Consider the following 23,017-nt stretch of genomic DNA (forward strand, 5'->3'; position numbering starts at 1 on the left):
ATCACTCCCACCAGCGGCCGTCGCGGTCGTCGTTCTGCCCGTCGAGCGGCTCGGGGAACTCCCCGTCTTGGGCGCCGAACGCGTACGCCAGCCAGTAGCCGACGTGCCACGCGACGCTGTCCTCGTCGGCGTTCGCGGTCGTAATCTCGGCCTCGGTGTAGTATTCGAGCGCGTCGTCGGCGTCCGTGCTGTACCCGCGGACGCTCCCGCAGGACCCGCCGCCGTAGCCGTCGCCGCACGCGGACCCGTCGTCGGAGACCGTAATCACGATGTCCGCCGCCGACGCGTTCTGCGTGCGCGCGAACGACGGCGTCTCCGCCGCGAAGAACCCCTCCGCGCCGGACTCGAAGTACCCCAACGCGGCGTCGACCTGTTCCTGCTCGAACTCCGTCGGCTCGCCCTCGACGGCCACGGAGACGTTCGTCGTCCGCCACGGGTACGCGACCGTCCGCGCGTCCGGAATCGGGAGCCGCGTCGCGTCCGACGTCGCGTTCATCAACGGCATCGGCGCCTGCCCGTGGAGGCGGCCGTGCAGGTGGCCGAACTCGTGTTTCAGCGTCTCCAGCGTGCTCTCGCCGGTGTACCCCGTCTCGATTTCGATGGTCTCCTGCTCGTAGGTCCGGTCGTGGACGCCGAAGACGGGCGCGCAGCCGAGAATCGAGGTTCCGGACTCGACGCCGCACGAGGTGACGTTCGGCTCGAACCGGACGACGACGTCGGGGTTCGACGCGTTCGGCGCGACGCGGAAGTCCGCGGTGTAGTTCTTCGTCACGCCGTCTCGCTCCCAGTAGGCGACGGCCTGCTCGACGAGCGGCGTCACGTTCCGCGAAGCCGCCGTCTGGTCGACGCTGACGACGACGGGACCGGGTTCGGGCCACGGGTCGCGGTTCGCGGGGTTGGACAACTCGGGGAAGTCCGCCGGCTCGTCGCCGTCCGGGACCGAGAGCAGTCTCGCGAACGCGCGCGTTGCGATGCGCTCGGTCGCGTTCGCCGTGTACCCACCGGCCAGTTCGACCGTCGACGTCCCCGGTTCCGTCTCGCCACTATCGTACGTGTCCGTACACGAGTAGAACGTCCCCGTACTCGTCTCCCCGCCACAGACCTGGAGTCGCGAGGTGTACTCGACGACGACGTCGGGATTCGACGCGTTCCGCTCGAACGAGAGTTCGACGTCGTACGCGCTGGCCGCGGCGTGGTCGTTCCAGTACGCCGTCGCGCGCCGGACCGCGGCGACGTACTCCGGGTCAGTGTACTCGCCGGTCCGGACCGCAACGGTGAGCTGCTCGGACTGCCACGGATTCGCGGGGCCGGTCGTCGTCTCGACGGTCGTCGCGTCAGTCGTCTCCGCTGCGTCCGTCGTCGCGCCCGGATTCGCCTGTCCGCCGCACCCCGCGACGAGTAGCAGGGCCGCGACGACGAGGACACGCGCTCGCATACGGCACGCGTTCGCGCCCGGAAGCAAAGTCTCTCCGGTAACTCGCCCTCACGCGACGACCGCCGCTTCCAGCAGTTCCAGCGGGTGCCGGACGTCGTAGCCGGTGCCGTGCTCCATCTGCATCGCGCACGTCGGGCACTCGGTCATCCCGGTCTCGCCCTCGGCGGCCTCCATGTGGTCGAACATCTCGTCGCCGATTTTCATGGAGGTCTCGTACTTCTCGGCCTTCCAGCCGTACGTCCCGGAGATGCCCGAGCAGGAGTCCCCGACGTCCTCGACGCCCACGCCGTCGAGGTCGCCGAACAGTTCGACGGCCTGCCGATCCAGCCCCTGATTGCGGGCGTGGCAGGGCGCGTGGTACGCGAACTCCGCGGCGAGGTCGTCGCCGACCTCGGCGTCCGCGAGTTCGCCGTCGAGGTCCTCGTGGATGCGGAGGTACTCCACGGACTCGAACGTGTTCGCGGCGACGTCCTCGATGCCGTCGATGTCGAACAGCTCGGGGTACTCCTGGCGAATCGCCATCGAGCACGACGTGCAGGAGGCGATGGCGTCGTAGCCCTCGTCGACGAGGTCCGCGAACGAGGAGACGTTCACTTCGGCGTCGCGGCGCGCGTCGTCGAGCATCCCGTTGGCGAACATCGGCGTGCCCGAGCAGCCCTGCTCCGGGACGACGATTTCGTAGCCGAAGTGCTCGTAGACGCGCACCAGCGCCTTCGCCACCTCCGGGGTGTTGTACTCGGCGTAGCAGCCGTGGAAGTACGCGACCTTCTTGTCGGCGTCCCGGGGTTCGCCGCGGCGCTCGCGGGCCTCCCGGGCGCGCTCCTTCGAGCCGGCGGCGCCGCCCTGTGCGGCCCACCACTCGGTGAACGTCTCCGTCGCGAAGTCGGGGAACTCGCGCTCGCCGGTGACGCCCAGCAGTTTCTCGCCGAGCCAGCGCGCCGGCCCGAAGTTCGCGGCGGCGTTCGCGAGCCGCGGCACCTTGCTCGCCAGCCACGCGGACTTGCGGTAGTTTGCGAGCAAGCGGTTGCGGACGTACTCGACGGAGAGCTTGTCCATCTCCTCGCTGACGTACTCGCCGCGCGCGGTGTTGTGCATCTGGGAGAGCCCCACGCCCGACGGACACGCGTTGTCACAGCGCATACAGTTCGAGCAGTCCATCACCGAGTCGTCGACGCTGTGGTCGTCGTCGCGGCGCTTGAGCCGCCACTGCTCGGGCCCCTGGAACTTCGGCCCGGGGAAGTCGTCGTCGACCTCCGCGACCGGGCAGTTGGTGTCGCACGTCGAGCACTTGTAACAGGAGTCCGCGCCCGGGCGCAGGTCGAAGTCGTCGCTGTCGTCGAAGACGTCCACGGGCTCGAAGTCCTCGCCGGCGTTCGGTGCCACTGGGTCGAAGTCGGTGGATTGGCTGTCGCTCATCGTGTCTCCTCCGCTGCCGCGCGGCCGGCCGCGTAGCCGGTCGCAATCGAGACCCCCGAGCCGGACTTCTCGGCGGCGAAGTCGTAGCCGCCGAGCACGCTCCCGGCGACCCGCAGGTTCTCGAACTCGGTGCTGCCGTCCGCTGCCTCGGGTCGCAGTTCGTCGTCTGTCGCGACGCCGAACCGCGCGAACTGGTGGTCGCCGAACGCGTCGTCGGCGAACCAGTCATAGCGGTCGTCGGCGTGCGCGACGTGGCAGTCGAAAATCGGTTCGTAGACGCCTTCGCGGTCGGACTCCACGCCCTTCCCGACGAGCCCGCCGGTCGCGAGCACGTACTGGTCGGCGGCGTTCGGGATGCGCGCGCCGTTCTTCTCGACGTACACCCGCTCGATGCGGTCGCCGCCGTCGTAGTCGACGACCGGGTTCCCGGTCTCGATGCTGACGCCCGCGTCGTCGAGCGCGTCGAACAGCGCGTCCTCCAGCCGCAACCCCGGCAGCGAGGGCGGTCCCATCGGCACCTCGAAGACGGCCGCGCCGAGTTCGTCGGCCAGCGACTCGCGGACGCCCGCCGCGTCGTCGTCCCCGAGAATCGCCGGGAAGCCCACGCGCGCCTCGCCGTCGAGTTCGGCCTGCACGCGCTCCACGAGCGCGGCTCGGACTGGCTTGTCGCGACCGTCCACGGGCACCGCGCTGTTCGCGTCGAGGAGCTTCGCGTACCGGGTGACCTTCGCGTCCGCGCGCAGGTCGCCCGGGAACTGAATCGTCGCGCCGCGCACGTCGAAGGGGACGCCGGCGGCGTCGAGGTGCGCGGCGGCCTGCGGCGCGTCGAAGTCCGGCATCGCCGCGAAGCCCACCAGCAGGGCGTCGCGGTCGTCGCTGGCTACTCCTGCGCTCGCGCCCGCCGGGTAGCGCGCGGTCGGCTTGACGGTGCCGCCGTGGGTCGGGACGAGCGCGTTCGCGTCCGTGTGGTCGCCGCGGTAGTGGGGCGCGGCGTCGTCGAACAGCGCCAGCGCCTCGCGGACTGTCTCCACGCCGACGGTCCGGTAGGGGTGTGACTCCGGCAGGTCGGGAATTGCATCGAAGGGGTCGGCGAGCGGGCCGTCCCCGTTGGGCGTGTAGCCGAGCACGTCCACGAGTCCCGAGGCGTGTCGGAGCGTGCTCTGCTTGTAGGAGACCAATCGGGTGTCCGCGCCCGCCCGCGCCGCGGCGAGCGCGCTCGTCAAGCCCGCGAGCCCGCCGCCGACGACGAGGACGTCCGAGTCAATCGCCACGGTTCCCTCCGTCCGTTCGGGCCGCGTCGGGACCAGCGTCGAAGGCGGCGAAGTCCACGTCGTCGCCGTCGGCGGGGTCGCTGTCGCGGTTCTGCGTGGTCGCGTGGAGCGCGTAGTTCAGCATCGCCTGCGAGAGCTGTTCGCCCCAGAGCGCGTGGCGCTGGCCCTTCCAGCGCTCCTGCAGGAGGTCGTCCCACGCACGCCGCGTGGTCTCCTCGTCGTACTCACCGTGGAGTTCGCTGGCCATCCGGTGCGCGCAGAAGCCGCCCTGACAGTTCCCCATCGAGGCGCGGGTGCGGATGCGGACGGCGTTGAGGTCCGAGCCGGACTGCTCGATGGCGTCCCGTAGCTCCGCGCGCGTGACGCCCTCGCACTCGCAGACGACCGGGTTCGGTGCGTCGGTGTCGAGCACGTCGTCGGCGCGCGACCCGAGGCGCTCGACGCTGCGCCGGCCGATTGGCGAGCGCAGGCCGAACTCGTCCATGTAGTCGCGGAGCACGGAGAACTCCTCGCTCCCCGGCAGGGGGACGTCGGCGGTCCGGCACTCCGCGTCGACGCCGAAGCGCTCGCAGACGTGGTCGGCGACCGACTCGGCCATCATCCGGTAGGTCGTGAGCTTCCCGCCGACGACCGTCGTCATGCCGGGGAGGGCGTCGCGGTCGGCGTGGTCCAGCAGGAAGAAGTCCCGCGTGATGTCCGTCGGGTCGTCGCTGCCGACGTCCGGCGGCTCGTACAGCGGGCGGACGCCCCAGAACGACCGCACCGTCCGCGCCTCCGCGAGCATCGGCACCAGCTCCGAGAGCGTGTCTATCATCTCGTCGACCTCCCACTGCTCCTCGGGGTAGTCCTCGGGGTCGTCGACTTCCACGTCGGTCGTCCCGAGGATGGCCGTCGTCTCGTGCGGGACGACGATGTCGGCGTCGCCCTTCGGCCGACAGCGGTTGACCACGGTGTCCACCTGCCGGACGTTCATCACGGTCATCACGCCCTTCGAGGGCCGGACCGCCACGTCCACGCCCGCCATGTCGCCGATGCGGCCCGCCCACGCGCCCGTCGCGTTCACCACGTGGTCCGCGCGAATCTCCTCGGTGCCGCCCTCGGTCCCGTGGACGTGCTTGCCGGGGCCGGAGTCGTGTTCGACTTCGAGGCCGACGACCTCGCCGCCCTCCACGAGCAGGTCCGTGACTGCGGAGTGCGTCTCGACGCGCGCGCCGTGTTCCTGGGCGCTGGCGGCGTTCGCCACGACCAGCCGGAACGGGTCCACGGCGGCGTCCGGCACGGCGATTGCCTTCTCGACGTCGCGTGCGAGGTGGGGCTCCATCTCGCGGGCTTGTTCGCCGGAGACGACCTCCGCGGGGATGCCGCAGTCCTCACAGCCCTGAAGTTTCTCCTGAAAGTACTCCTCGGAGTCCTCGGGGCGCTTGACGAAGAGGCCGCCGGTCTCCTCGACGCAGTGGCTCGCGATGTCGCGGAGCACGCGGTTCTCCGCGATGCACTCGCGGGCGCTCGCCTGGTCGGCGACGGCGTACCGGCCGCCGCTGTGGAGCAGCCCGTGCATCCGGCCGGTGGTGCCGTGCGTGAGGTTGCCCTGTTCGACGAGCGTCACGTCGAACCCGCGCATCGCGAGGTCGCGGGCGATGCCGGTGCCCGTCGAACCGCCGCCGACGACGGCGATGTGTGGTACCGATGCCATCTGTGTTCGGGTTCGACACCCACGCACTTTATTTTATCGTAGAATCCGACTCCACAGTAAAATTGAGCGCGTTCGGCCCGCGAACCGGGGGCGCAGCGCGTTCGACGCGGTAGAAACCCTCGGGCACTAGCCCACACAGAACCCCCATCCGACGTCGTGACGGCGCTCGCGGCAGAGAGGCGGCTCTTTACCACCGATTCCTTACCTACAGTAACATTTATTATAGTTCGTCCTTATTTACTGGCAGAGCGGCGAAGTCGGTAAACTAATCGGCCGCCACACGGAGCACCCAACCCATGTCAGACACCTACGTCGGCTCGATAGACCAGGGGACGACCGGGACCCGCTTCATGGTCTTCGACCACAGCGGGCAGGTCGTCGCGAACGCCTACGAACAGCACGAACAGATCTACCCCGAACCCGGCTGGGTCGAACACGACCCCGTCGAAATCTGGGAGAACACGAAGTCGGTCGTGACCGAGGGCCTCGACGCCGCCGGCCTCGACGCCACCCAACTGGAGGCGCTGGGCATCACGAACCAGCGCGAGACCACCGTCGTGTGGGACGCCGCCAGCGGCAAACCCGTCCACAACGCGCTCGTCTGGCAGGACCGCCGCACCACCGACCGCGTCGAGGAACTCGAAGCCAACGGCGACATCGAGGAGATTCGCGAGAAGACCGGACTGGAGGCCGACGCGTACTTCTCCGCGACGAAGACCGAGTGGATTCTGGACAACGCCGAGCCGCTGAAGCTCCAGACTTCCCGCACGCAGGACCTCCGCGACCGCGCCCGCGAGGGCGAACTCCTGATGGGCACCATCGACGCGTGGCTCATCTACAACCTCACCGGGAACCACGTCACGGACGTCTCGAACGCCTCCCGGACGATGCTGTACAACATCCGGGAGCTGGAGTGGGACGACGACCTGCTCGCGGAGTTCGACGTCCCCGCCGAGATGCTGCCGGAGGTCCGGCCGTCCTCCGACGAGGACCTCTACGGCCACACCGAACCGGACGGCTTCCTCGGCGCCGAGGTCCCCGTCGCGGGCGCGCTCGGCGACCAGCAGGCCGCGCTGTTCGGGCAGACCTGTTTCGACGAGGGCGACGCCAAGAACACCTACGGCACCGGCTCGTTCTACCTCATGAACACCGGCAACGAGGCCGTCGAGTCCGACCACGGCCTCCTCACCACCATCGGCTTCCAGCGCTCGGGCGAACCCGTCCAGTACGCGCTTGAGGGCTCCATCTTCGTCACGGGCGCCGCCATCGAGTGGCTCGAAGACGTGGACCTCATCAACAACGCCGCCCAGACCGCCGAACTCGCGCGCTCCGCCGAATCGACCGACGGCGTCTACATGGTCCCGGCGTTCACGGGGCTCGGCGCGCCACACTGGGACGGCCGCGCCCGCGGCACCATCGTCGGGATGACCCGCGGCACCGAGAAGAAACACATCGTCCGCGCGACGCTGGAGTCCATCGCCTACCAGACGCGGGACATCGCGGAAGCGATGGAGGCCGACTCCGGCGTCGAGACCACGTCGCTGCGCGTGGACGGCGGCGCGGTGAAGAACAACTTCCTCTGCCAGCTCCAGTCCGACATCATCCAGACGAACATCGTCCGCCCGGAAGTGGACGAGACCACCGCGCTCGGGTCGGCGTACGCCGCCGGCCTCGCGGTCGGCTACTGGGACGACGTGGACGAACTGCGCTCGAACTGGCAGGTCGACCGCCAGTTCGAGCCCGACATGGACGAGTCGAAGGCCGACAAGATGTACGGCCGGTGGGACGACGCCGTCGAGCGCTCGCTGGACTGGGCGCAGGAGGACTGACCGATGTACGGGATTCTACAGATTCCGGTCATCGGCATGGAGGTCGAACCGTTCGCCGTCCTCCTGCTCACGGCGCTGGCGGGCGGCGCGTTCGGCGCGGCGCTGGGCGCGCTCCCGTCGTTCATCTTCACGGGGTTCGTCGTCTTCCTCGGGGAGGGACTGGCGATTCTGGAACGCCAAATCGGCACCGTCGAGGCGGTGCCGAAGGGCGAAATCGCGACCGGGCTCACGGGCGTCATCGGGTTCGGCGCCATCACCGGCCCGCACATCGCGTTCGCGGGCGGCGTCGCGGCCTCCGCGTACGCCGGCAAGAAGTACCCCGAGATGGCGCCCGACGGCGCCGAGTACCACTTCGGAAAGGACATCTCCTACGCGTTCGGCACGAAACCCGACGTACTCGCGGTCGGCGCGGCGTTCGGCGCGCTCGGGCTACTCGTCAGCCGCGTCTCCAGCGGCCTCGGCGTCCCCACGGACGGCATCGCGCTCTCCGTCGTCGTGACCGCGCTGGTCGCCCGGGTCGCCTTCGGCTACCCGCTGCTCGGGCGCCCCGCGGGGTCGGGCTTCCTCGACATGACGCCGTTCGAGCGCGGCGAGAAGCGCGCCGCGACCGACGGCGGCACCGCGAGCGCGCGGCTCGCCACCGAGCCGTGGCTCCCCCACCAGTACCGCTGGTCGGGCGTCACCGCCATCGGGCTCGTCGGCGGCGTGCTCGCGGGCTACATCTGGCTGGAGACCGGGAGCGTCTTCATGGGGTACGGCATCTCCGCGATGAGCCTGCTGTTCCTCCAGCTGGGCGTCGAGAAGATTCCGGTCACCCACCACATCACGCTGCTGGGCGCGGTCGGCGCGGCCGTCGGGCTCCCCGTGTTCGGCAGCGAAGCCGTCGCACTGCTCGCCGCGGGCGCGCTCGGCGGGGTCACCGGCCTCGTCGGCGAGGTCGCCCAGCGCGTGTTCTACTCGCACTCGGGCACGCACGTCGACCCGCCCGCGATGGCCATCGCCGTCGTGATGTTCGTCGTCGGCGTCCTCTACCTGCTGGGCGTCCTCCCGAACGCGGGGTATCTCGCCCTCTGAACCGCCCCAACCCCGGTCCTTTTTACTACGTGGTTGGTACCGTGGATAACGAACCCCACCCTACGCCATGGACATCGACGCGCGAATAAAGCGGCGACAGCGCCGGGACGACGGCCCGCGCCTCGTGCAGGACTACGAGGCGCTGGCGCCGGTCACGCACCTCGACGAGCCGTCGGGCCGCGGGCCGGTGCTCGAACGCCTGCTGGACCACCTCGACCCGGTGTTCGACGGCCGCCTCCCGCCGAACGCGTACGTCCACGGCCCCCGCGGCTCCGGGAAGACCGCGGTCGTGACCGCGCTGTTCGGCCACCTCGAACGGCTGTCCACGCAGACGCAGTCGGTCATCTACACGAGCACGCGCGCCGGGTCGCCGAGCGCGCCGGGCTTCGTCTACGTGGACGCCCGCGAGACGCAAAGCGAGTTCGCGTTCTACCACCGCGTGCTGGACGCCCTCGTGGACGAGCGCGTCCCCGAGCACGGCATCGGCACCGACGAGATTCGAGACCGCCTCCACGAGCGCGTCAGCCAGTCGCGGGGCGGCGTCGTCGTCGGCGTCGACCACGTCGGCGCGCCCGACGACACGGACGCCGACCGCCTCGTGGAGCTGTTCGCGGGCCTGCCGAGCAACGCCAGCTGGCTCGCAATCGGCCGCACCCCGCCGGCGGAGACAGCGCTCGCGGAGTACACCGCGACGACAATTCAGGTTGAACCCTACCGCCGGCAGGTGCTCGTGGACGTGTTGATGACGCGCGCGTCCACGGGACTCGCCCAGCAGGCGCTCACGCACGAGCTCGCGCGCCGCATCGCGGACTGGGCGGACGGCAACGCCCACGACGCGCTCGCGGCGCTGTTCGTCGCGACCGACCGCGCGAACCGCGACGGCCGCGACCGGCTCACGCCCGCGGACGTCGAGGCGGCGATAGCCCAAGTGCCCGAACCCTCAGTCTCGCTGGGACGCGTGCTCGCGCTCCCGGAGAACAAGCAGCTCGTGCTCCGGGAGCTGGTGGACCTCGACGCCGACGAGCGGGCGTCCGTGACCGCGACGACGGACGCGATTAGCGCGGCCGTGGACCTCTCGGCGGGGACGGTCAAGCGCTACCTCTACGAGCTCGCGGAGAGCGGCGTCGTCGAGCGCGTACAGGCCGAGCAGCGCGAGGGGAAGGGACGGCCGCCGAGCCGCGTGGAACTGCGGTTCCCGCCGACCGCGTTCCGCCGGCTGTACGACCTCCGGCAGTGACGATGACAGGACCCATCGAACCCGGCGACCGCGTGCGCCTCGCGTACGTCGGCCGCTTCGAGAACGGGAGCGTGTTCGCGACCTCGGACCCCGAGGTCGCCGCCGAACACGGCCTCCAAGAGGCACAGGGCAAGGAACGAGCGGAGTTCGAGCCGCTGGCGTTCACCGTCGGCCGCGGCGACGTCATCGAGGGCCTCGACGACGCGGTCGTGGGGATGCGCGACGGCGAGGAGGCGACGGTGACGGTCCCGCCGGAGGCGGCGTACGGCGACCACGACCCCGAGCGCGTGCGCGAGTACGACCCCGGGACGTTCGAGGGGATGGTCGGCCAGCCGCCGGAAGTCGGGCTGCACGTCGAAGCGGAGAACGGCCTCCACGGGGACGTGACGGCCGTCACCGACGACCACGTCGCGGTGGACTTCAACCACGAACTTGCGGGGAAGACGCTGATTTTCGACGTGCGCGTGCTCGCCGTCGACTGACTACTCGACGGCGCGCCCCCCGATTTCGGCGTCCAGCGCGCGCATGAACGGGTGGACGGTGTTCCCCATCAGGTAGACGGGGTGGCCGTGGTCGAGGCACGCGTCCAGCACCGCTTCGGGCGCGTCGGCCTCGTGGTCGTGGTAGACGACGTCCGCGGCTGTCCGCCGCGAGAACATCTTCGCGTGCGAGCCGGCGACGTGGACGCGCTCGACGAAGCCGTTCTCGGCGAGCCAGTTCGCGTAGTGGACGAACGCCGCAGTGCGGCCGGCGCGGTCGCGGCGCAGGAACACGAACGGCGTAATCGTGGGGTCGGCGAGCCGCTCGACGAGGTGCTGGCGGAGCAGCTCCGTGGACTCGACGTCGTTTATCATCGCGCCGTTGCAGACGAGCCCGCCGCCTTCCAGTCGCGTCCACGACCAGCCTCCGCGGAGGTCCTCGACGTACGACGCCAGTCGCCCGGGGTCGAGCGGGTCGAGGCCGAGCGCGCGCAGCGTCTCGTCGACGACGAACGCCGAGCGCGCGCCGAAGACGTCGCCGACGGGGTACTCCGAGCGGGGTTCGGCGACGCTGAACTCGAGGTTCTGGTCGCGGAACTCGCGGCGGAGGTAGTCGTTGATGGCGTCGTTGCGGTCGCCGCTGACGACGTGGGCGCCCTCCGGGACGGTGCGGGTGAACGCGCGGGCGATGTCCGGGAGCGTGGCGCCGAGCGTGGACTGGTGGTCGCGGCGGACGTTCACCAGCACGACCACGTGGGGGTCGAACAGCTCGTTGGCGAGCCGCGTGGTGTACTCGCGGATGCCCTGATTCTCGGCGACCACGGCGTCCACGGGCCAGAACTCGCGGAGCTCGCGCTCGTTCTCGTAGAGCCGGACGACGCCGTCGCGCTCGAACTCCTGCGCGTCGAGGTCGTGGTAGGAGACGTGCTCGTTGCCCGTGACCTTCGCGTACGTCTCGAGGCCGCGGGCGACCAGCGCCTCGTTGAGCCACCGGACGACCGTCGACTTCCCGCGGACGCCCGAGACGGTCACCCGGCAGGGAACGTCCTCGACGCGCTCGAAGTGCGAGCGGCCGCGGGTCGCGAAGTCGACGGCCCGCCGCGCGGCCCCGGTGATGCGGTCCGCGAGCCCGTGGTCGTCGCTCATCTGTCCTCGTCCTCCGTGGCGACCAGCGGGGAGTCGCCGACGTCCGCGTCCGCTTGCGCGTCCGCGAACACGGACTCGCGGGCGAACGTCTCGGCGTCCGGCGTCGCGCGTTCGAGGTCGAAGAGGTCGCGGACGGCGAGCACGACGAGCGCCGCGCCGACGGCGAGGTAGCCGACGCGGGGCCCGACGCCGAGCGGGTCGAGCCCGCTGGCGGGGACGTCCACGAACGCCAGCAGGACAGCGTAGAAGGCGACGAACAGCGCGGCGGAGACGCGGATGCTGGCGGCGCGGTTCTTCGGCGCGACGCGGTGGAGGTTGTACGCGCCGATGCCGGTGAACAGCCCGACGAAGAACAGCGTGATGCCGGGCGCGGGGACGGGCTGTACCAGGCCGATTGCCGCCGAGTACACGAGGCCGGTCACGAGGCCGACCGCGAGGAGGTTCCGCCCGTACAGCAGTGACGCCCAGTGGACGAGCGAGATGACGAAGAAGACGGTCGTCGCGCCGAGGGCGTACACGAGCACGGTGTCGGCGTACCGGAGCGTGAACACCGCCAGCAGCGGCACGAGGATGACGCCCGCGAGCCGGAGGTCGTAGCGCGCGCGGACGGCCTCGTAGACGGAGACGTCCGCGACCAGAATCGCGACGGTCAACCACTGTGGCACGACGTGCGGCGTGGGCTCGCCGACGGGCGCGAGGCCGAGACACGAGACGACTTCGCTGGTCGGCAACAGCAACACCGGAGGGACGCACGGGTGAGCGGCGGCGAGCGCGTAGACGGCGGCGAGCCCGAACCCGACGAGGCCGACGTACGCGGCGACCATACCGAGCAGGTCCGCGCGGCGGTCGCGGGGGTCGAGGCGCATCAGGTTGTACGCGGCGATGCCGGGGAAGATGCTCCCGACGATTTCGGCGTCGTAGTAGACGACCCCGGGGACGAGTTCGGACGCGGCGACGACGGTGACGACGGAGACGAGCGCGCCGACGACGACGCCGACGAGGAACACGCGGCGGCCGTGGTTGAGCGTGTACTCGCGGAGCGCCCAGAGCGCGCCCCACGCGGCCGCGGTCGCGACGGCGAACACGACCGGCGTCACCGGTTCGCGGAAGGTGTAGACCACCAGCAGCGGGAGGACCATGACGCCGCCGAGCCGGTAGCCGCTGGACTGGGAGACGGCGGCGGTCACGCAGATGCCGAGGACCATGATGGCGGTTGCGGCGAGCATCGGGAGACTGGAGCGTGGCGACTCTCACTACGCGGGATGCGAGTTCCACACGTCAATCTACCGGCTGACGACCGCCCGTGGGAACGCCGCCCACGGGACGCATCGCTTATCGTACTCGCGAGCCCCGTTCCGGTATGGGCATCGAGGCGCCGGGGACGGTCCTGACGGTCAGCCACGACGACGGCACGGACACGACGAGCGAGTTCGACGTCGAGCGGCTGCCGACCCGGGAGGCGGCCTACGGCGCGGTCTACGAGTCCCGGAGTCTCGACCTCGACGCGCCGCCCGCGGACGCTGACGCGACGCTGACGGTGCGCGGCGACGCGGGGTCGTACTCGGTGCCGTGCCGCGTCGTCCGCGAGCTGCGCCGCGTCAACCCCTGGGACAGCGAGGTCTACGTGCGCGTCCCGCGGGACGCCTCGACGCCGTTCGACGAGGCGCGCTTCCGGGCCGTCCTCGGCGCGGACGAGGACTGAGTCAGTCTTCCAGTGGTGCGCCGCAGTCCGGGCACTCCTCGTCGACGACGGTCACCTGCGCGTCGCAGTCCGGACAGAACGCCAGCCAGCACGCGCGGTCTCCCATGGTGAGTAATAGCACGGCCACCGACTTCAGTCCTGCCCGTGGATGGTCTCGTGGAACGCGACGACGAGCGCGGGCACGACCACCATGAAGATGTGCTCCTCGACGGGGATGCCGAGGAAGTCCACGCCCGTGCGGAGTTGGATGGCGAACACGCCGATGGTGAGGGTGTACCAGTCCCAGACGTACGCGACTGGGTACAGCGCGGCGACGGTGACGCCGGCGCGGCGGAGCGCGCCCGCACGGTAGAGGAGCGCGACGGCGAGCGCGCCGAACGCGACCTCGGAGGCGAGGTACGTGTACGGGCCGAAGACGGCGCCGACGTCGGGAACGCCAAGCGGTAGCACGACGCACGCTACGTGCTCGACCACCAAAACCATGGGAGGGAATCCGGGATTCTGAGGGCCGCAACAAGGTTGAAGGCGCTGGTCCGAGACGTTCCACTTGAAGGCCCATGGATATCTCTGACATCGCGACCAACGACTACATCGAGGTCGAAGCCGAACAACGACTTGGGAAGGCCCGCTCTATCTTCGAAGAGGAGAACCCGAAAGGCATCATCGTCACCGAAGCCGGCCAGTACGAGGGCGTCATCACGGAGCGCCAACTGCTGGGGTCGCACATCGAGGACGACACGCGCATCGCCGCGCTCACCGTGCCCGCGCCGAAGGTCGACCGCACCGAGGACGTCCGCGACACCGCGCGGATGCTCGTCGAGGGCGGCACGAAGATCGCGCCCGTCTTCGAGGCCGGCGAGCTCTGGGGCATCGTCACCGAGGACGCCATCCTCGAAGCCGTCATCGACAGCCTCGACGCGCTCACGGTCGGCCAAATCTTCAGCGAGAACGTCATCACCGTCGAGGAGGACGACAACATGGGCACCGTCATCAACCGGCTGCGCGAGCACGGCATCTCGCGGCTGCCGGTCGTCGACGAGGACGGCTTCCTCACGGGCGTCGTCACCGTCCACGACGTCGTGGACTTCGTCGTCCGCGACATGTCCAAGACCACCCGCGGCGACCGCAGCGGCGAAGTCGAACGCATGCTCGACCTCCCGGTCTACGACGTGATGTCCAGCCCCGTCGAGACCGTCACAATCGACGACTCCGTGCAGGACGCCGTCGAGACGATGCTCGAAGACGACTACTCGGGGCTGGTCGTCACGCCCGCGGACGACGACCGCGTCGTCGGCGGCGTGCTGACGAAGACGGACGTGCTACGCGCGCTCTCCTACACCGAGGAGGAGCGCATGGACGTCCAGATCACGAACATCGAACTGCTGGACGCGCTCACCCGCGAGGAAGTCCAAGAGCGCATCGAGGACGTCGCCAACAAGTACAGCGACATGAACGTCCACCACGCGCACGTGCGACTCCACAAGCACAAGGAGAAGCTCCGCGGGACGCCGCTCATCCAGACCCAGATTCGGCTCCGCACCAACAAGGGTCAGATGGCGGGCACCGGCGAGGGCTACGGCGCTGACAACGCCTTCTACATGGCGCTTGACACCCTCGAACGCAACGTCCTCGAACACAAGGGCGTCGAGCGCGACGAGGAGTACAAGGGCCAGCTCCTCCGGAAACTGAATCAGCTCTAAAACGCACTTTTTGCTGTGGGAGGGCGCCGAAGGCGCCCTCCCGGGCAAAACTTGCGGAAAAAGCACTCCTCCTTCGCTCCACTCCGTTCCGCTCAGTCGTCGGCCCGCGCTCCCTTCGGTCGCGCGGTGAACCGCTCGCCTCGGGTCTGTCAGACCACTCGGCTCGCGGATGCTTGTGCGATAATCTAAATGGGCAGAGCCGGGCAGTCAGTACTGGTCGCTCTCGACGCCCTCGATGCCCGTGTCCGTGATTTTGAAGCGGGCGTGTTCGCCCTCGGGCTTCGAGCGGTGCTTTTCGAGGGTGGCGCGGCGGTTGCCGCCGCGGAAGCGGTCCACGCGCATCACGACGCCCGTCCAGTGGTTGAGCGTGTGGCCGCCGAGCGGGCGGACGCGGTCGCTGTCGCTGTCCACGTCCGTGAACACCTGATTGGTCACGACGACCGCGAGGTCGTGCTTGCGCGCCAGCGACAGCAGGTGCGTGATTTGGTTGGCGACCCGGCGGAGCGCGTCGCCGCCGTCGTCGGCGTCGCGTTCGAGGCGGTAGAAGCCGGTCGCGGAGTCCAGCACGACGAGGTCCGCGCGCTCGGCGAAGTCCGCGGCGTCGCGGACGGCTTCGGCCTGCTCCTCGAAGTCGTGGGCGTCCGAGAGGACGATGCGGCTGGAGGCGTCCTCGGGGTCGTCGGCGCGCGCCTGCAGGAGCTGGTCGAAGCGCTCGACGGACAGCCCCTCGGTGTCGATGTAGACGGCCGTGCCGCCGCTGGCGGCGACCTCGACGGCCGTCGAGAGCGCGACGTTCGTCTTGCCGGCGGCCGGCGGGCCGTAGACCTGCGTGACGGTGCCGCGCTCGACGCCCCCGCCGAGCAGGTCGTCGAGGGCGGCACAGCCCGTCGAGATGTGGGTGTCGTCGCTCACTACTCGCGGGTTGGTTGCTCTCGGGCAAAAGACCCCCGGTGTGTTTTTGGCGCGCGGACGCGCACCTCCAGCCGTGATAGTCGTCGCGACGGCGGACTTCGAAGTGTACCACGAGGTCGTCGAGGAGCTACGCGACAGGGACGTGGCGTTCACGACGGTCGAGCCGGGCGAGCAGATTCCGGACCGGGCAGCGGTCGTCATCACCGCGGGTGAAGACATCGAGGCGGAGGTGCCGGTCGTGGTGGCGGACGCCGAGCACGCCCGGCAGACTGTCGAGGAGGCGCTCGTCTACCTGCGGGGCGGCGAGGGACGGACCGTCGTCGGCGTGGACCCGGGGACGCGTCCCGGCATCGCGGTGCTGCGCGGCGGGATGGTCGTTTCGGCGTTCCAGGTGCCGATCGAGCGGGCCGCGGAGGTGGTGCGCGAGGAGGTCGCCGGGGAGGACGACGCCGTGGTGCGCGTGGGGGACGGCGCGCGACTGGAGGGCGCGCGCATCATCGACGCCCTCGACGACGTGCGCGTGGAACTCGTCGACGAGACGGGGACGACGCCGTACCTCGGGTCGGGGGCGCGCGGCATGGGCGACGTGCTCGCGGCGGCGAACATCGCGCTGATGGCGGGCGAGGAGATCGAGGGCCGGACCATCGAGCCGACGGAGGGCGAGATTCAGGTCATCAAGAGCCGCTCGCGGGAGGAGAGCGAGGAGAACCGAACTATCACGGAAAAGCTGGCGCGGCGGGTCGCGCGCGGCGAACTCACGCTGGAGGAAGCGCTGGAGAAGCACCGCGAGGCGTGACCGGCTCCGGTTCCGGCAGAACGAACGGGAGACGGCACGCCTTTCTGCCTTCGTGTGTTAGTCGTTGACAGCCACGGTGAGGTGTGGCGGAAAGTACTTCCGTTACGACGCCGGATTCGCACACATCCGCCGTAGCCTCCAATCATGAACGAAGTCCAACTTGAGGTGGCGAAAGCCTACCCGAACGACTCGGGCAGGGGTATCGCTCGCCTCGACCCCGACACGCTCCTGCACCTGAAGCTCAGCCCGGGAGACATCATCGAAATCGAGGGTGCCGAGACGACCGCCGCGAAGGTCTGGCGCGCCGACCGGCAGGACTGGAACACCGACACCATCCGCATCGACGGGTTCACGCGACAGAACGCCGACGTCGGCATCGGCGAACGCGTCAAGATTCGCAAGGCCGACGCCGAGAAGGCCGACCGGCTCGTGCTTGCGCCGCCGGAGGACGCAAGCGTCCAGTTCGGCAGCGACGCCGCCGGCATGGTCAAACGCCAGATTCTCAAGCGCCCGGTCGTCTCGCGGGACATCGTGCCCGTGATGAGTAGCACGAACCACCCGTTCATGCGCTCGCCCGGGCAGGCCATCCCGCTCATCGCCGTCGAGACCGAGCCGGAGGGCGTCTGTCTCATCACGGAGGACACGGACGTCGAACTCCGCGAGGAGCCCATCAGCGGCTTCGAGCGCACCGGCGGGGGCATCACCTACGAGGACATCGGGGGCTTAGAGAACGAGATTCAGCGCGTCCGGGAGATGGTGGAACTCCCGATGAAACACCCCCAGATTTTCCAGAAGCTCGGCATCGAGCCGCCGCAGGGGGTGTTGCTGCACGGCCCGCCGGGCACCGGGAAGACGCTGCTGGCGAAAGCCGTCGCCAACGAGACGTCGGCGAGCTTCTTCTCCATCGCTGGCCCCGAGATTATCTCCAAGTACTACGGGGAGAGCGAACAGCAACTCAGAGAAATCTTCGAGGACGCCAAGGAGGACTCGCCCTCCATCATCTTCATCGACGAGCTGGACTCCATCGCGCCCAAGCGCGAGGACGTCACCGGCGAGGTCGAGCGCCGCGTGGTCGCCCAGCTGTTGACGATGATGGACGGCCTCGAGGGCCGCGGGCAGGTCATCGTCATCGCGGCGACCAACCGCGTCGACGCCGTCGACCCCGCGCTCCGCCGCCCCGGCCGCTTCGACCGCGAGATCGAGATCGGCGTGCCGGACGAGGTCGGCCGCGAGGAGATTCTGAAGATTCACACGCGCGGCATGCCGCTCAGCGACGACGTGAACCTCTCGTCGCTCGCGGACGACACCCACGGCTTCGTCGGCGCGGACATCGAGAGCCTCACCAAGGAGGCCGCGATGCGCGCGCTCCGGCGCTACCTCCCCGAGATCGACCTCGACGAGGAGGACATCCCGCCGAGCCTCATCGACCGCATGATCGTCAAGCGCGACGACTTCAAGGGCGCGCTCAACGAGGTCGAACCCTCCGCGATGCGGGAAGTCCTCGTCGAACTCCCCAAGCTCTCGTGGGACGACGTCGGCGGCCTCGACGAGGCCAAAGAGGACATCAAGGAAGCCGTCGAGTGGCCGCTCAATCAGCCCGAGAAGTTCACCCGCATGGGCATCGACCCGCCCGCCGGCGTGCTGCTGTACGGCCCGCCCGGAACGGGGAAGACGCTGATGGCGAAGGCCGTCGCCAACGAGACCAACGCGAACTTCATCAGCGTCCGCGGCCCCCAGCTGCTCTCGAAGTGGGTCGGCGAGTCCGAGAAGGCCATCCGGCAGACGTTCCGGAAGGCCCGCCAGGTCTCCCCGACGGTCATCTTCTTCGACGAACTCGACAGCCTCGCACCCGGCCGCGGGCAGGAAGTCGGAAACAACGTCTCCGAGCGCGTCGTCAACCAACTGCTGACGGAGTTGGACGGCCTCGAAGAGATGGAGGAAGTGATGGTCATCGCCGCGACCAACCGCCCCGACATCATCGACCCCGCGCTCATCCGCTCGGGGCGCTTCGACCGCCTCGTCCAAGTCGGCCAGCCCGACGTCGAGGGCCGCGAGCAGATTCTGAAGATTCACACCCAGGACATCCCGCTCGCGCCCGACGTCAGCCTCCGCGAACTTGCCGAAGTCACTGACGGCTACGTCGGCAGCGACCTCGCGAACATCACCCGCGAAGCCGCCATCGAAGCGCTCCGCGAGGACGAAGACGCCGACGAAGTCGAGATGCGCCACTTCCGCCGCGGCATGGAGGACGTCCGCCCCACCGTCACGGAAGACCTCATGGACTACTACGACCGCGTCGAAGAACAGTTCAAGGGCAGTCAGAACCCCGAGACCAGCCGCGAGAAGGGCGGCCACATCGGGTTCCAGTAGTCGGACCTTTTTACTGCGGGGGGTGCGCCTGCGGCGCACCCCCGCTTGCAAAAAGCTACGCTAAAAACTTCCCGCGAGCCTCCGGCTCGCGGTGAAACGCGCGGCGGAGCCGCGCGTATGCTTCTCGTGCCGCTACGGCACAGCTACGCCGTTGGGCTGACTCGCTGGTAGGCGCGGCCGAGTTCCTCTCTGACGACCTGTCGTTCGAGAACGGCGACGCCGGTGACGACGACGAGGAAGCCGACGGCGGTGGAGGGAGTGACGCCGGTGCCGAACAGAATCCACGACGTGATGGCGGCGAAGATGGGGACGGCGTACGCGACGAGGTTCGTGCGGACCGGGCCGATGCGGCGGATGAGGACGAAGAAGATGGGGTAGGCGACGGCCGTCGAGAGGACGCCCAAGACGAGCACCGCGTAGACGACGGGGGTCGTGACGACGGTGCCGGCCGCCGACTCGCCGAGGCCGACGCTCACGGCGTGGAGAATCGCGGCGCCGAGCGCCATCGCCCACGCGGTCAGCGGGATGCTGTCGAGCGTGGCATCGACGCGGCGCAACAGGACGCTCCCGAGCGCGACCGACGCCGCCGCGGCGAGCACGAGCAGTTGGCCGACGGTCGACCCCGACGTGAGTGTCTCCGGGGACGGCTGGACGATGATGGCGACGCCGACCAGCCCGACGGCGATGCCGCCGAGGCTGACGGCGTCGAGGCGCTGGTCGAGGAGGACGAACGCGAACGCGGGCGCGAGTAGCGGATTCAGGCCGTACATCACGGACGCGGCGGCGGGCGTAATCGACTGCTGGCCGAGGAACAGGAAGCCGTTGTTCCCGGCGATGAGCGCGAGCGCGCCAACCGCGATGCCGGCGTAGTCCGCGCGGCTCTGCGGGACCCATGTGTCGTAGTGCCACGCGATGTACGCCAACAGGAGGGGGACCGCGACGTCGAACCGGAGCGCGGCGAAGAACACGGGCGGGAGCGCGCCCAGTCCGGTCTTGATGGCGACGAACGAAAACCCCCACAGCACGGCGAGCAGGACGAACAGCCCCGCGTGCAGGTAGCGACCGGCGTTCATGGCGACGGAGAGCGTGCGGCAGACATTCGAGTGTGGTCGTGGTACGACGCGGGCGAGGATAAGTTCGGCTGAACCGGCACGACGGCACACTCGCCGGCCCGGCCGCGTTCAGCAGCGGCTGGGCGGCGCGAGAAGACGGAGAGAGAAGACGGGATTACTCGACGAGGACCGCGTTGACCTGTCCGTCCTGACCGGGACGGGAGGTGACGCGGGCGCGGCCGGCGTCCGTCTCGATGACGGCCCCCTTCGTGATGATGTTCCGGCGGGCGTAGTTCGGGTTCGCGCCGTTCTCGGCGACGTCCTCGATGGTGGCGCGGACGGCGCCGTCGTCGGTGGCGACGTTGGCGACGTTCGTGGAGAGCGCACGGACCTTCTCGTTGTCGCCGCGCGCGTCGACGGTGCGGAAGCGCTGGTCGCCGACGGTCGTCTCCGTGGGCGAGCGGCCCGTCTTGGACTTCTTCTTCTTGCTCTGGGGGCGGAGTCGCGCGCCGGTCTTCGAGCGCTTGGAGCGGCCTTGGTATTGCATACCCGGGAAGTGGCGCAGGACGCACTTGAAAGGCTCGGTTGGACGGGAATAGCGGGTTTTACCGGCGTCGCCGCCGTCGCCGTTTCCATGAGCCTCCGGGTCGCGGTCGCCGCGCCGTTCAAGCAGAAGGGCAAGCGCAGGATACCAGAGCAGGCGTTCGTGGTGGCGCTGTCGCTGGACCGCGACTGGATGAGCCCCGACCAGGCCAAGCGCCTGCTGGACGTCGCGACCGGCGAGGGCCTCGTCGAGCGCGCAGACGGCGAACTGGTGGCGGACTTCGATCCGGAGGACGTCGAGATTCCCGAGGACTTCACGCCCGACGCGTCGCTGTTCCAGGAGCGGTCGGCGTTCGAGCGCGCGCTCGACGCCGTCGTGGAGGCGGGTCACGACCGACAGGAGACGGTCGCGGCCGTGAACCAGCTCCAGCAGGAACTCGGCGTGACGGCGGACGCGGCGGCGGTCGTGTACGCGCGCCGGCAGGGCGTCGAGGTGGACGGCGCCGCGACGAAGGCACGGGAGGAACTCGAAGGATAATGGTCGAGAACACCGAGACGGACGGCAAGCGGCTGGCGGAACTGTTGTCGAGCGAAGTCACCGGCCACGAGAACGCGCCCTACGGCGCGCTCGCGGTGACGAACGCGGACCCGGACGTGGAAGCGACCACCGACGGCGCGCACGCCTACGACGTCGAACTCGACGGCGAGCGGCTGGCGAGCGTCTACGTCCAGCCCGACCGCGCGCGAGTGGAACTGTACGACGGGCTGGAAGCCGGCGAGCGGCAGGCCGAAGACGGCGGCCTGCGCGCGCGGCCGGTGGGCGGCCAGCCGCCGCGGCTGCTCGTGTTCGTGAACACGGGCGCGGAGGTCAAGCGCGCGCTGGACGTGCTGGGGGCGGCGGCGACGGCGGCTCAGTAGGCGACCGCATCGTACGCGAGTTCGGCGGCGCGCCAGAGCGCGACGAGTGCACCGACGGCGAGCGCGCCCAGCGAGAGGTACAGCCACCCGAGGACTGCGGCGGCGGGCGCGGCGGTGCCGAACTGGTCGTACAGGAGGTCGGGCGCGACGAAGATGCCCGCGACGGGCAGGACGAACGCGAGCACGGCCAGCACGCCCGCGAGCTTGAGACCGGCGCGCTGTGCGGGCCGGAGGCCGCGTCCCGAGAGGAGCGCGGCGGCGCCGAGCGCGGCACCGCCGGCGGCCATCGAGAGCGCCGCGAGCCCGAGCGCGAACCCGACCGAGAAGCCTTCTTGTCCGAGCGCCGGCACGCCGACGGCGAGGCCGAACGCGACGAGCGCGACGCCCAGCACTGCGAGGAGGACGCGGGCGACCGAGCGGAGGGAGGACACGAGTGAACTGTACGAGCGGTCCGGCAAATATCTTGTCACCGGATCGTCAGGTACGGCCGGCGGCGCGGTGGGAAACGCCTAAGCGGCCGGGACGCCGCCGTCCGTCCATGCTGGACAGACTCCTCGGGCGCGCGTCACTGAAAGAGCGCATCGAGGAACTGGAGGACGAGGCGAAGTCCCTGCAGGCCCAACTGGACGCCGAGAGCGAGCGCCGCAGCGAGGCCGTCCGCGACAGGCAGGAAGCCGAGCAGCGCGTCAACGAACTCGAAGACAAGGTCACGGAGCTTGAGGACCGCGTCCAGCGGCAGGGCGGCGAGGACGGCGGCCCCGAGTTCCGGGGGCGACGGGACCTCCGCGGGGAGCGCCGCGAGCGCGTCGTCGGACTCCTCGACAGCGTCGAGAGCACCGAGGAGGGCGTGCTCACGGCGTACGTGCCGAACGACCCGCCCGAGGACGTGCGGGAGGCGTTCGGCGACCGCGCGCCGCTCGTCGAGCGCGCCGCGCCCTGTCTCGTCGTCCGCGACCGAGAAGGCCTGCTCTCTGCCGCGCTCCGCCCGCCGAACCCGCCGGCGGCGTTCGCGACGTGGGACTCCACGGTGCAGGTCGAACGCGAGTGGCTCGCGCCGGCCGGACGGTACGCGCTCGCCGTCGTTCGCGCGGACCTGTTCGCGTTGGGTGTCTTCGACGCCAATTCCGGTGATGGTCCGCAGCCCGAGCGCGTCCGCTTCGAGGGGTTCGAGAGCGACGTGAAGGGAAAGCACTCGAAGGGCGGCTTCTCGCAGGACCGCTTCGAGCGCCGCCGCGAGAGCCAGATTAGCGAACACCTCCAGAAGTGCCAGCGCGCGCTGGAAGGTGTCGAGGCCGAGCGCGTGTTCGTCGTCGGCGAGGGCACGCTACTGGACGAGTTCGATGCCGACGCCACCGCCGCCGTGGACGCCACCGGGAAGCCCGAGGCCGCGCTCGACGACGCCCACGACACGTTCTGGACAGTGCCGCTGTCGCTGCTGTGACTC

At 69.7% G+C, this 23,017-nt stretch carries 22 protein-coding genes; 11 read left to right on the forward strand and 11 right to left on the reverse strand.

Features of this window, described 5'->3' with window-relative positions:
• Nucleotide 1: 1 nt before the first annotated feature.
• Genes ABSL23_RS14745 through glpA form a run of 4 tightly spaced genes read right to left on the reverse strand, consistent with a single transcriptional unit; the run spans nt 2 to nt 5,815 of the window.
• Nucleotides 2-1,435: a hypothetical protein gene (locus ABSL23_RS14745; RefSeq protein ID WP_353634298.1), complete on the reverse strand. Its 1,434-nt coding sequence runs from the start codon at nt 1,433-1,435 to the stop codon at nt 2-4.
• 48 nt (nt 1,436-1,483) lie between these two features.
• Nucleotides 1,484-2,851, reverse strand: a complete 1,368-nt coding sequence (locus ABSL23_RS14750; RefSeq protein WP_353634299.1) for an anaerobic glycerol-3-phosphate dehydrogenase subunit C — start codon at nt 2,849-2,851, stop codon at nt 1,484-1,486.
• Nucleotides 2,848-4,122 (reverse strand): glycerol-3-phosphate dehydrogenase subunit GlpB, encoded by a 1,275-nt coding sequence (gene glpB / locus ABSL23_RS14755; RefSeq protein WP_353634300.1) that lies wholly within the window; start codon nt 4,120-4,122, stop codon nt 2,848-2,850. Before glpB ends, ABSL23_RS14750 begins: the two co-directional genes overlap by 4 nt.
• Entirely contained in the window at nt 4,112-5,815 is a 1,704-nt protein-coding gene (gene glpA, locus ABSL23_RS14760) for an anaerobic glycerol-3-phosphate dehydrogenase subunit GlpA (RefSeq protein WP_353634301.1), read from the reverse strand. The genes glpB and glpA overlap by 11 nt, the downstream gene beginning before the upstream one ends.
• Nucleotides 5,816-6,111: 296 nt before the next feature.
• Between glpA and glpK the strand changes: the two genes are divergently transcribed.
• The 4 genes from glpK (at nt 6,112) to ABSL23_RS14780 (ending at nt 10,437) form a co-directional block, all read left to right on the forward strand.
• Nucleotides 6,112-7,644 (forward strand): glycerol kinase GlpK, encoded by a 1,533-nt coding sequence (gene glpK, locus ABSL23_RS14765; protein ID WP_353634302.1) that lies wholly within the window; start codon nt 6,112-6,114, stop codon nt 7,642-7,644.
• A gap of 3 nt (nt 7,645-7,647) precedes the next feature.
• Nucleotides 7,648-8,718, forward strand: a complete 1,071-nt coding sequence (locus ABSL23_RS14770) for a hypothetical protein (RefSeq protein ID WP_353634303.1) — start codon at nt 7,648-7,650, stop codon at nt 8,716-8,718.
• 67 nt (nt 8,719-8,785) lie between these two features.
• Nucleotides 8,786-9,955 (forward strand): AAA family ATPase, encoded by a 1,170-nt coding sequence (locus tag ABSL23_RS14775; protein ID WP_353634304.1) that lies wholly within the window; start codon nt 8,786-8,788, stop codon nt 9,953-9,955.
• A 2-nt stretch (nt 9,956-9,957) separates the two neighbouring features.
• Nucleotides 9,958-10,437, forward strand: coding sequence for a peptidylprolyl isomerase (locus ABSL23_RS14780; protein WP_353634305.1), 480 nt, complete (start codon nt 9,958-9,960; stop codon nt 10,435-10,437).
• On the opposite strand, the gene ABSL23_RS14785 is transcribed toward ABSL23_RS14780, so the two are convergent.
• A complete protein-coding gene (locus ABSL23_RS14785) occupies nt 10,438-11,580 on the reverse strand; it encodes a capsule biosynthesis protein CapB (protein ID WP_353634306.1) in 1,143 nt (380 codons plus the stop codon).
• The gene (locus tag ABSL23_RS14790) at nt 11,577-12,806 is read right to left on the reverse strand and encodes a poly-gamma-glutamate biosynthesis protein PgsC/CapC (RefSeq protein WP_353634307.1); all 1,230 of its coding nucleotides are present in this window, start codon (nt 12,804-12,806) and stop codon (nt 11,577-11,579) included. Before ABSL23_RS14790 ends, ABSL23_RS14785 begins: the two co-directional genes overlap by 4 nt.
• 134 nt (nt 12,807-12,940) lie before the next feature.
• Here ABSL23_RS14790 and ABSL23_RS14795 point away from each other — a divergent pair, with 134 nt between their 5' ends.
• The gene (locus ABSL23_RS14795) at nt 12,941-13,282 is read left to right on the forward strand and encodes a hypothetical protein (RefSeq protein WP_059057383.1); all 342 of its coding nucleotides are present in this window, start codon (nt 12,941-12,943) and stop codon (nt 13,280-13,282) included.
• Nucleotides 13,283-13,414: 132 nt separating this feature from the next.
• Here the strand turns inward: ABSL23_RS14795 and ABSL23_RS14800 are convergent, their stop codons facing one another.
• On the reverse strand, nt 13,415-13,765 hold the full coding sequence (locus ABSL23_RS14800; RefSeq protein ID WP_353634308.1) for a lycopene cyclase domain-containing protein: 351 nt from the start codon (nt 13,763-13,765) through the stop codon (nt 13,415-13,417).
• 74 nt (nt 13,766-13,839) lie between these two features.
• Between ABSL23_RS14800 and ABSL23_RS14805 the strand changes: the two genes are divergently transcribed.
• Nucleotides 13,840-14,982 (forward strand): CBS domain-containing protein, encoded by a 1,143-nt coding sequence (locus ABSL23_RS14805; RefSeq protein ID WP_059057385.1) that lies wholly within the window; start codon nt 13,840-13,842, stop codon nt 14,980-14,982.
• A 207-nt stretch (nt 14,983-15,189) separates the two neighbouring features.
• On the opposite strand, the gene radB is transcribed toward ABSL23_RS14805, so the two are convergent.
• Nucleotides 15,190-15,894, reverse strand: a complete 705-nt coding sequence (gene radB / locus ABSL23_RS14810) for a DNA repair and recombination protein RadB (RefSeq protein WP_353634309.1) — start codon at nt 15,892-15,894, stop codon at nt 15,190-15,192.
• A 73-nt stretch (nt 15,895-15,967) separates the two neighbouring features.
• On the opposite strand from radB, the gene ABSL23_RS14815 reads away from it, so the two are divergent.
• A complete protein-coding gene (locus ABSL23_RS14815) occupies nt 15,968-16,690 on the forward strand; it encodes a hypothetical protein (protein ID WP_353634310.1) in 723 nt (240 codons plus the stop codon).
• A 144-nt stretch (nt 16,691-16,834) separates the two neighbouring features.
• Nucleotides 16,835-19,060: a CDC48 family AAA ATPase gene (locus ABSL23_RS14820; RefSeq protein WP_353634311.1), complete on the forward strand. Its 2,226-nt coding sequence runs from the start codon at nt 16,835-16,837 to the stop codon at nt 19,058-19,060.
• A 143-nt stretch (nt 19,061-19,203) separates the two neighbouring features.
• Here ABSL23_RS14820 and ABSL23_RS14825 read toward each other — a convergent pair whose 3' ends face one another.
• On the reverse strand, nt 19,204-20,133 hold the full coding sequence (locus ABSL23_RS14825) for a DMT family transporter (protein WP_353634312.1): 930 nt from the start codon (nt 20,131-20,133) through the stop codon (nt 19,204-19,206).
• A gap of 154 nt (nt 20,134-20,287) precedes the next feature.
• Nucleotides 20,288-20,659, reverse strand: coding sequence for a 30S ribosomal protein S8e (locus ABSL23_RS14830; RefSeq protein WP_059057390.1), 372 nt, complete (start codon nt 20,657-20,659; stop codon nt 20,288-20,290).
• Between the two features lie 87 nt (nt 20,660-20,746).
• Between ABSL23_RS14830 and ABSL23_RS14835 the strand changes: the two genes are divergently transcribed.
• On the forward strand, nt 20,747-21,193 hold the full coding sequence (locus ABSL23_RS14835; protein WP_353634313.1) for a DUF2240 family protein: 447 nt from the start codon (nt 20,747-20,749) through the stop codon (nt 21,191-21,193).
• Nucleotides 21,193-21,573 carry a hypothetical protein gene (locus tag ABSL23_RS14840; protein ID WP_353634314.1) on the forward strand — a complete coding sequence of 127 codons (381 nt, stop codon included), beginning with the start codon at nt 21,193-21,195 and terminating at the stop codon, nt 21,571-21,573. Before ABSL23_RS14835 ends, ABSL23_RS14840 begins: the two co-directional genes overlap by 1 nt.
• Here the strand turns inward: ABSL23_RS14840 and ABSL23_RS14845 are convergent.
• Nucleotides 21,567-22,004, reverse strand: coding sequence for a hypothetical protein (locus tag ABSL23_RS14845; RefSeq protein WP_353634315.1), 438 nt, complete (start codon nt 22,002-22,004; stop codon nt 21,567-21,569). The two genes, ABSL23_RS14840 and ABSL23_RS14845, sit on opposite strands and share 7 nt — an antisense overlap.
• Before the next feature lie 107 nt (nt 22,005-22,111).
• Between ABSL23_RS14845 and ABSL23_RS14850 the strand changes: the two genes are divergently transcribed.
• Nucleotides 22,112-23,014: a Vms1/Ankzf1 family peptidyl-tRNA hydrolase gene (locus ABSL23_RS14850; RefSeq protein ID WP_353634316.1), complete on the forward strand. Its 903-nt coding sequence runs from the start codon at nt 22,112-22,114 to the stop codon at nt 23,012-23,014.
• Nucleotides 23,015-23,017 lie beyond the last annotated feature (3 nt).

This window comes from Halobacterium sp. NMX12-1 (assembly GCF_040435975.1).
GTDB lineage: Archaea > Halobacteriota > Halobacteria > Halobacteriales > Halobacteriaceae > Halobacterium > Halobacterium hubeiense.

Excerpts from the sequence above, each read along its gene's own strand:
- ABSL23_RS14770 (WP_353634303.1), top strand. The coding sequence starts at position 7,648 with ATGTACGGGATTCTACAGATTCCGGTCATCGGCATGGAGGTCGAACCG.
- ABSL23_RS14775 (WP_353634304.1), top strand. The coding sequence starts at position 8,786 with ATGGACATCGACGCGCGAATAAAGCGGCGACAGCGCCGGGACGACGGC.
- ABSL23_RS14805 (WP_059057385.1), top strand. The coding sequence starts at position 13,840 with ATGGATATCTCTGACATCGCGACCAACGACTACATCGAGGTCGAAGCC.
- ABSL23_RS14745 (WP_353634298.1), bottom strand. The coding sequence starts at position 1,435 with ATGCGAGCGCGTGTCCTCGTCGTCGCGGCCCTGCTACTCGTCGCGGGG.
- ABSL23_RS14780 (WP_353634305.1), top strand. The coding sequence starts at position 9,958 with ATGACAGGACCCATCGAACCCGGCGACCGCGTGCGCCTCGCGTACGTC.
- ABSL23_RS14830 (WP_059057390.1), bottom strand. The coding sequence starts at position 20,659 with ATGCAATACCAAGGCCGCTCCAAGCGCTCGAAGACCGGCGCGCGACTC.
- glpA (WP_353634301.1), bottom strand. The coding sequence starts at position 5,815 with ATGGCATCGGTACCACACATCGCCGTCGTCGGCGGCGGTTCGACGGGC.
- ABSL23_RS14850 (WP_353634316.1), top strand. The coding sequence starts at position 22,112 with ATGCTGGACAGACTCCTCGGGCGCGCGTCACTGAAAGAGCGCATCGAG.
- ABSL23_RS14795 (WP_059057383.1), top strand. The coding sequence starts at position 12,941 with ATGGGCATCGAGGCGCCGGGGACGGTCCTGACGGTCAGCCACGACGAC.
- glpK (WP_353634302.1), top strand. The coding sequence starts at position 6,112 with ATGTCAGACACCTACGTCGGCTCGATAGACCAGGGGACGACCGGGACC.
- ABSL23_RS14790 (WP_353634307.1), bottom strand. The coding sequence starts at position 12,806 with ATGCTCGCCGCAACCGCCATCATGGTCCTCGGCATCTGCGTGACCGCC.
- ABSL23_RS14825 (WP_353634312.1), bottom strand. The coding sequence starts at position 20,133 with ATGAACGCCGGTCGCTACCTGCACGCGGGGCTGTTCGTCCTGCTCGCC.
- ABSL23_RS14785 (WP_353634306.1), bottom strand. The coding sequence starts at position 11,580 with ATGAGCGACGACCACGGGCTCGCGGACCGCATCACCGGGGCCGCGCGG.
- ABSL23_RS14820 (WP_353634311.1), top strand. The coding sequence starts at position 16,835 with ATGAACGAAGTCCAACTTGAGGTGGCGAAAGCCTACCCGAACGACTCG.
- ABSL23_RS14800 (WP_353634308.1), bottom strand. The coding sequence starts at position 13,765 with ATGGTTTTGGTGGTCGAGCACGTAGCGTGCGTCGTGCTACCGCTTGGC.
- ABSL23_RS14835 (WP_353634313.1), top strand. The coding sequence starts at position 20,747 with ATGAGCCTCCGGGTCGCGGTCGCCGCGCCGTTCAAGCAGAAGGGCAAG.
- ABSL23_RS14840 (WP_353634314.1), top strand. The coding sequence starts at position 21,193 with ATGGTCGAGAACACCGAGACGGACGGCAAGCGGCTGGCGGAACTGTTG.
- ABSL23_RS14750 (WP_353634299.1), bottom strand. The coding sequence starts at position 2,851 with ATGAGCGACAGCCAATCCACCGACTTCGACCCAGTGGCACCGAACGCC.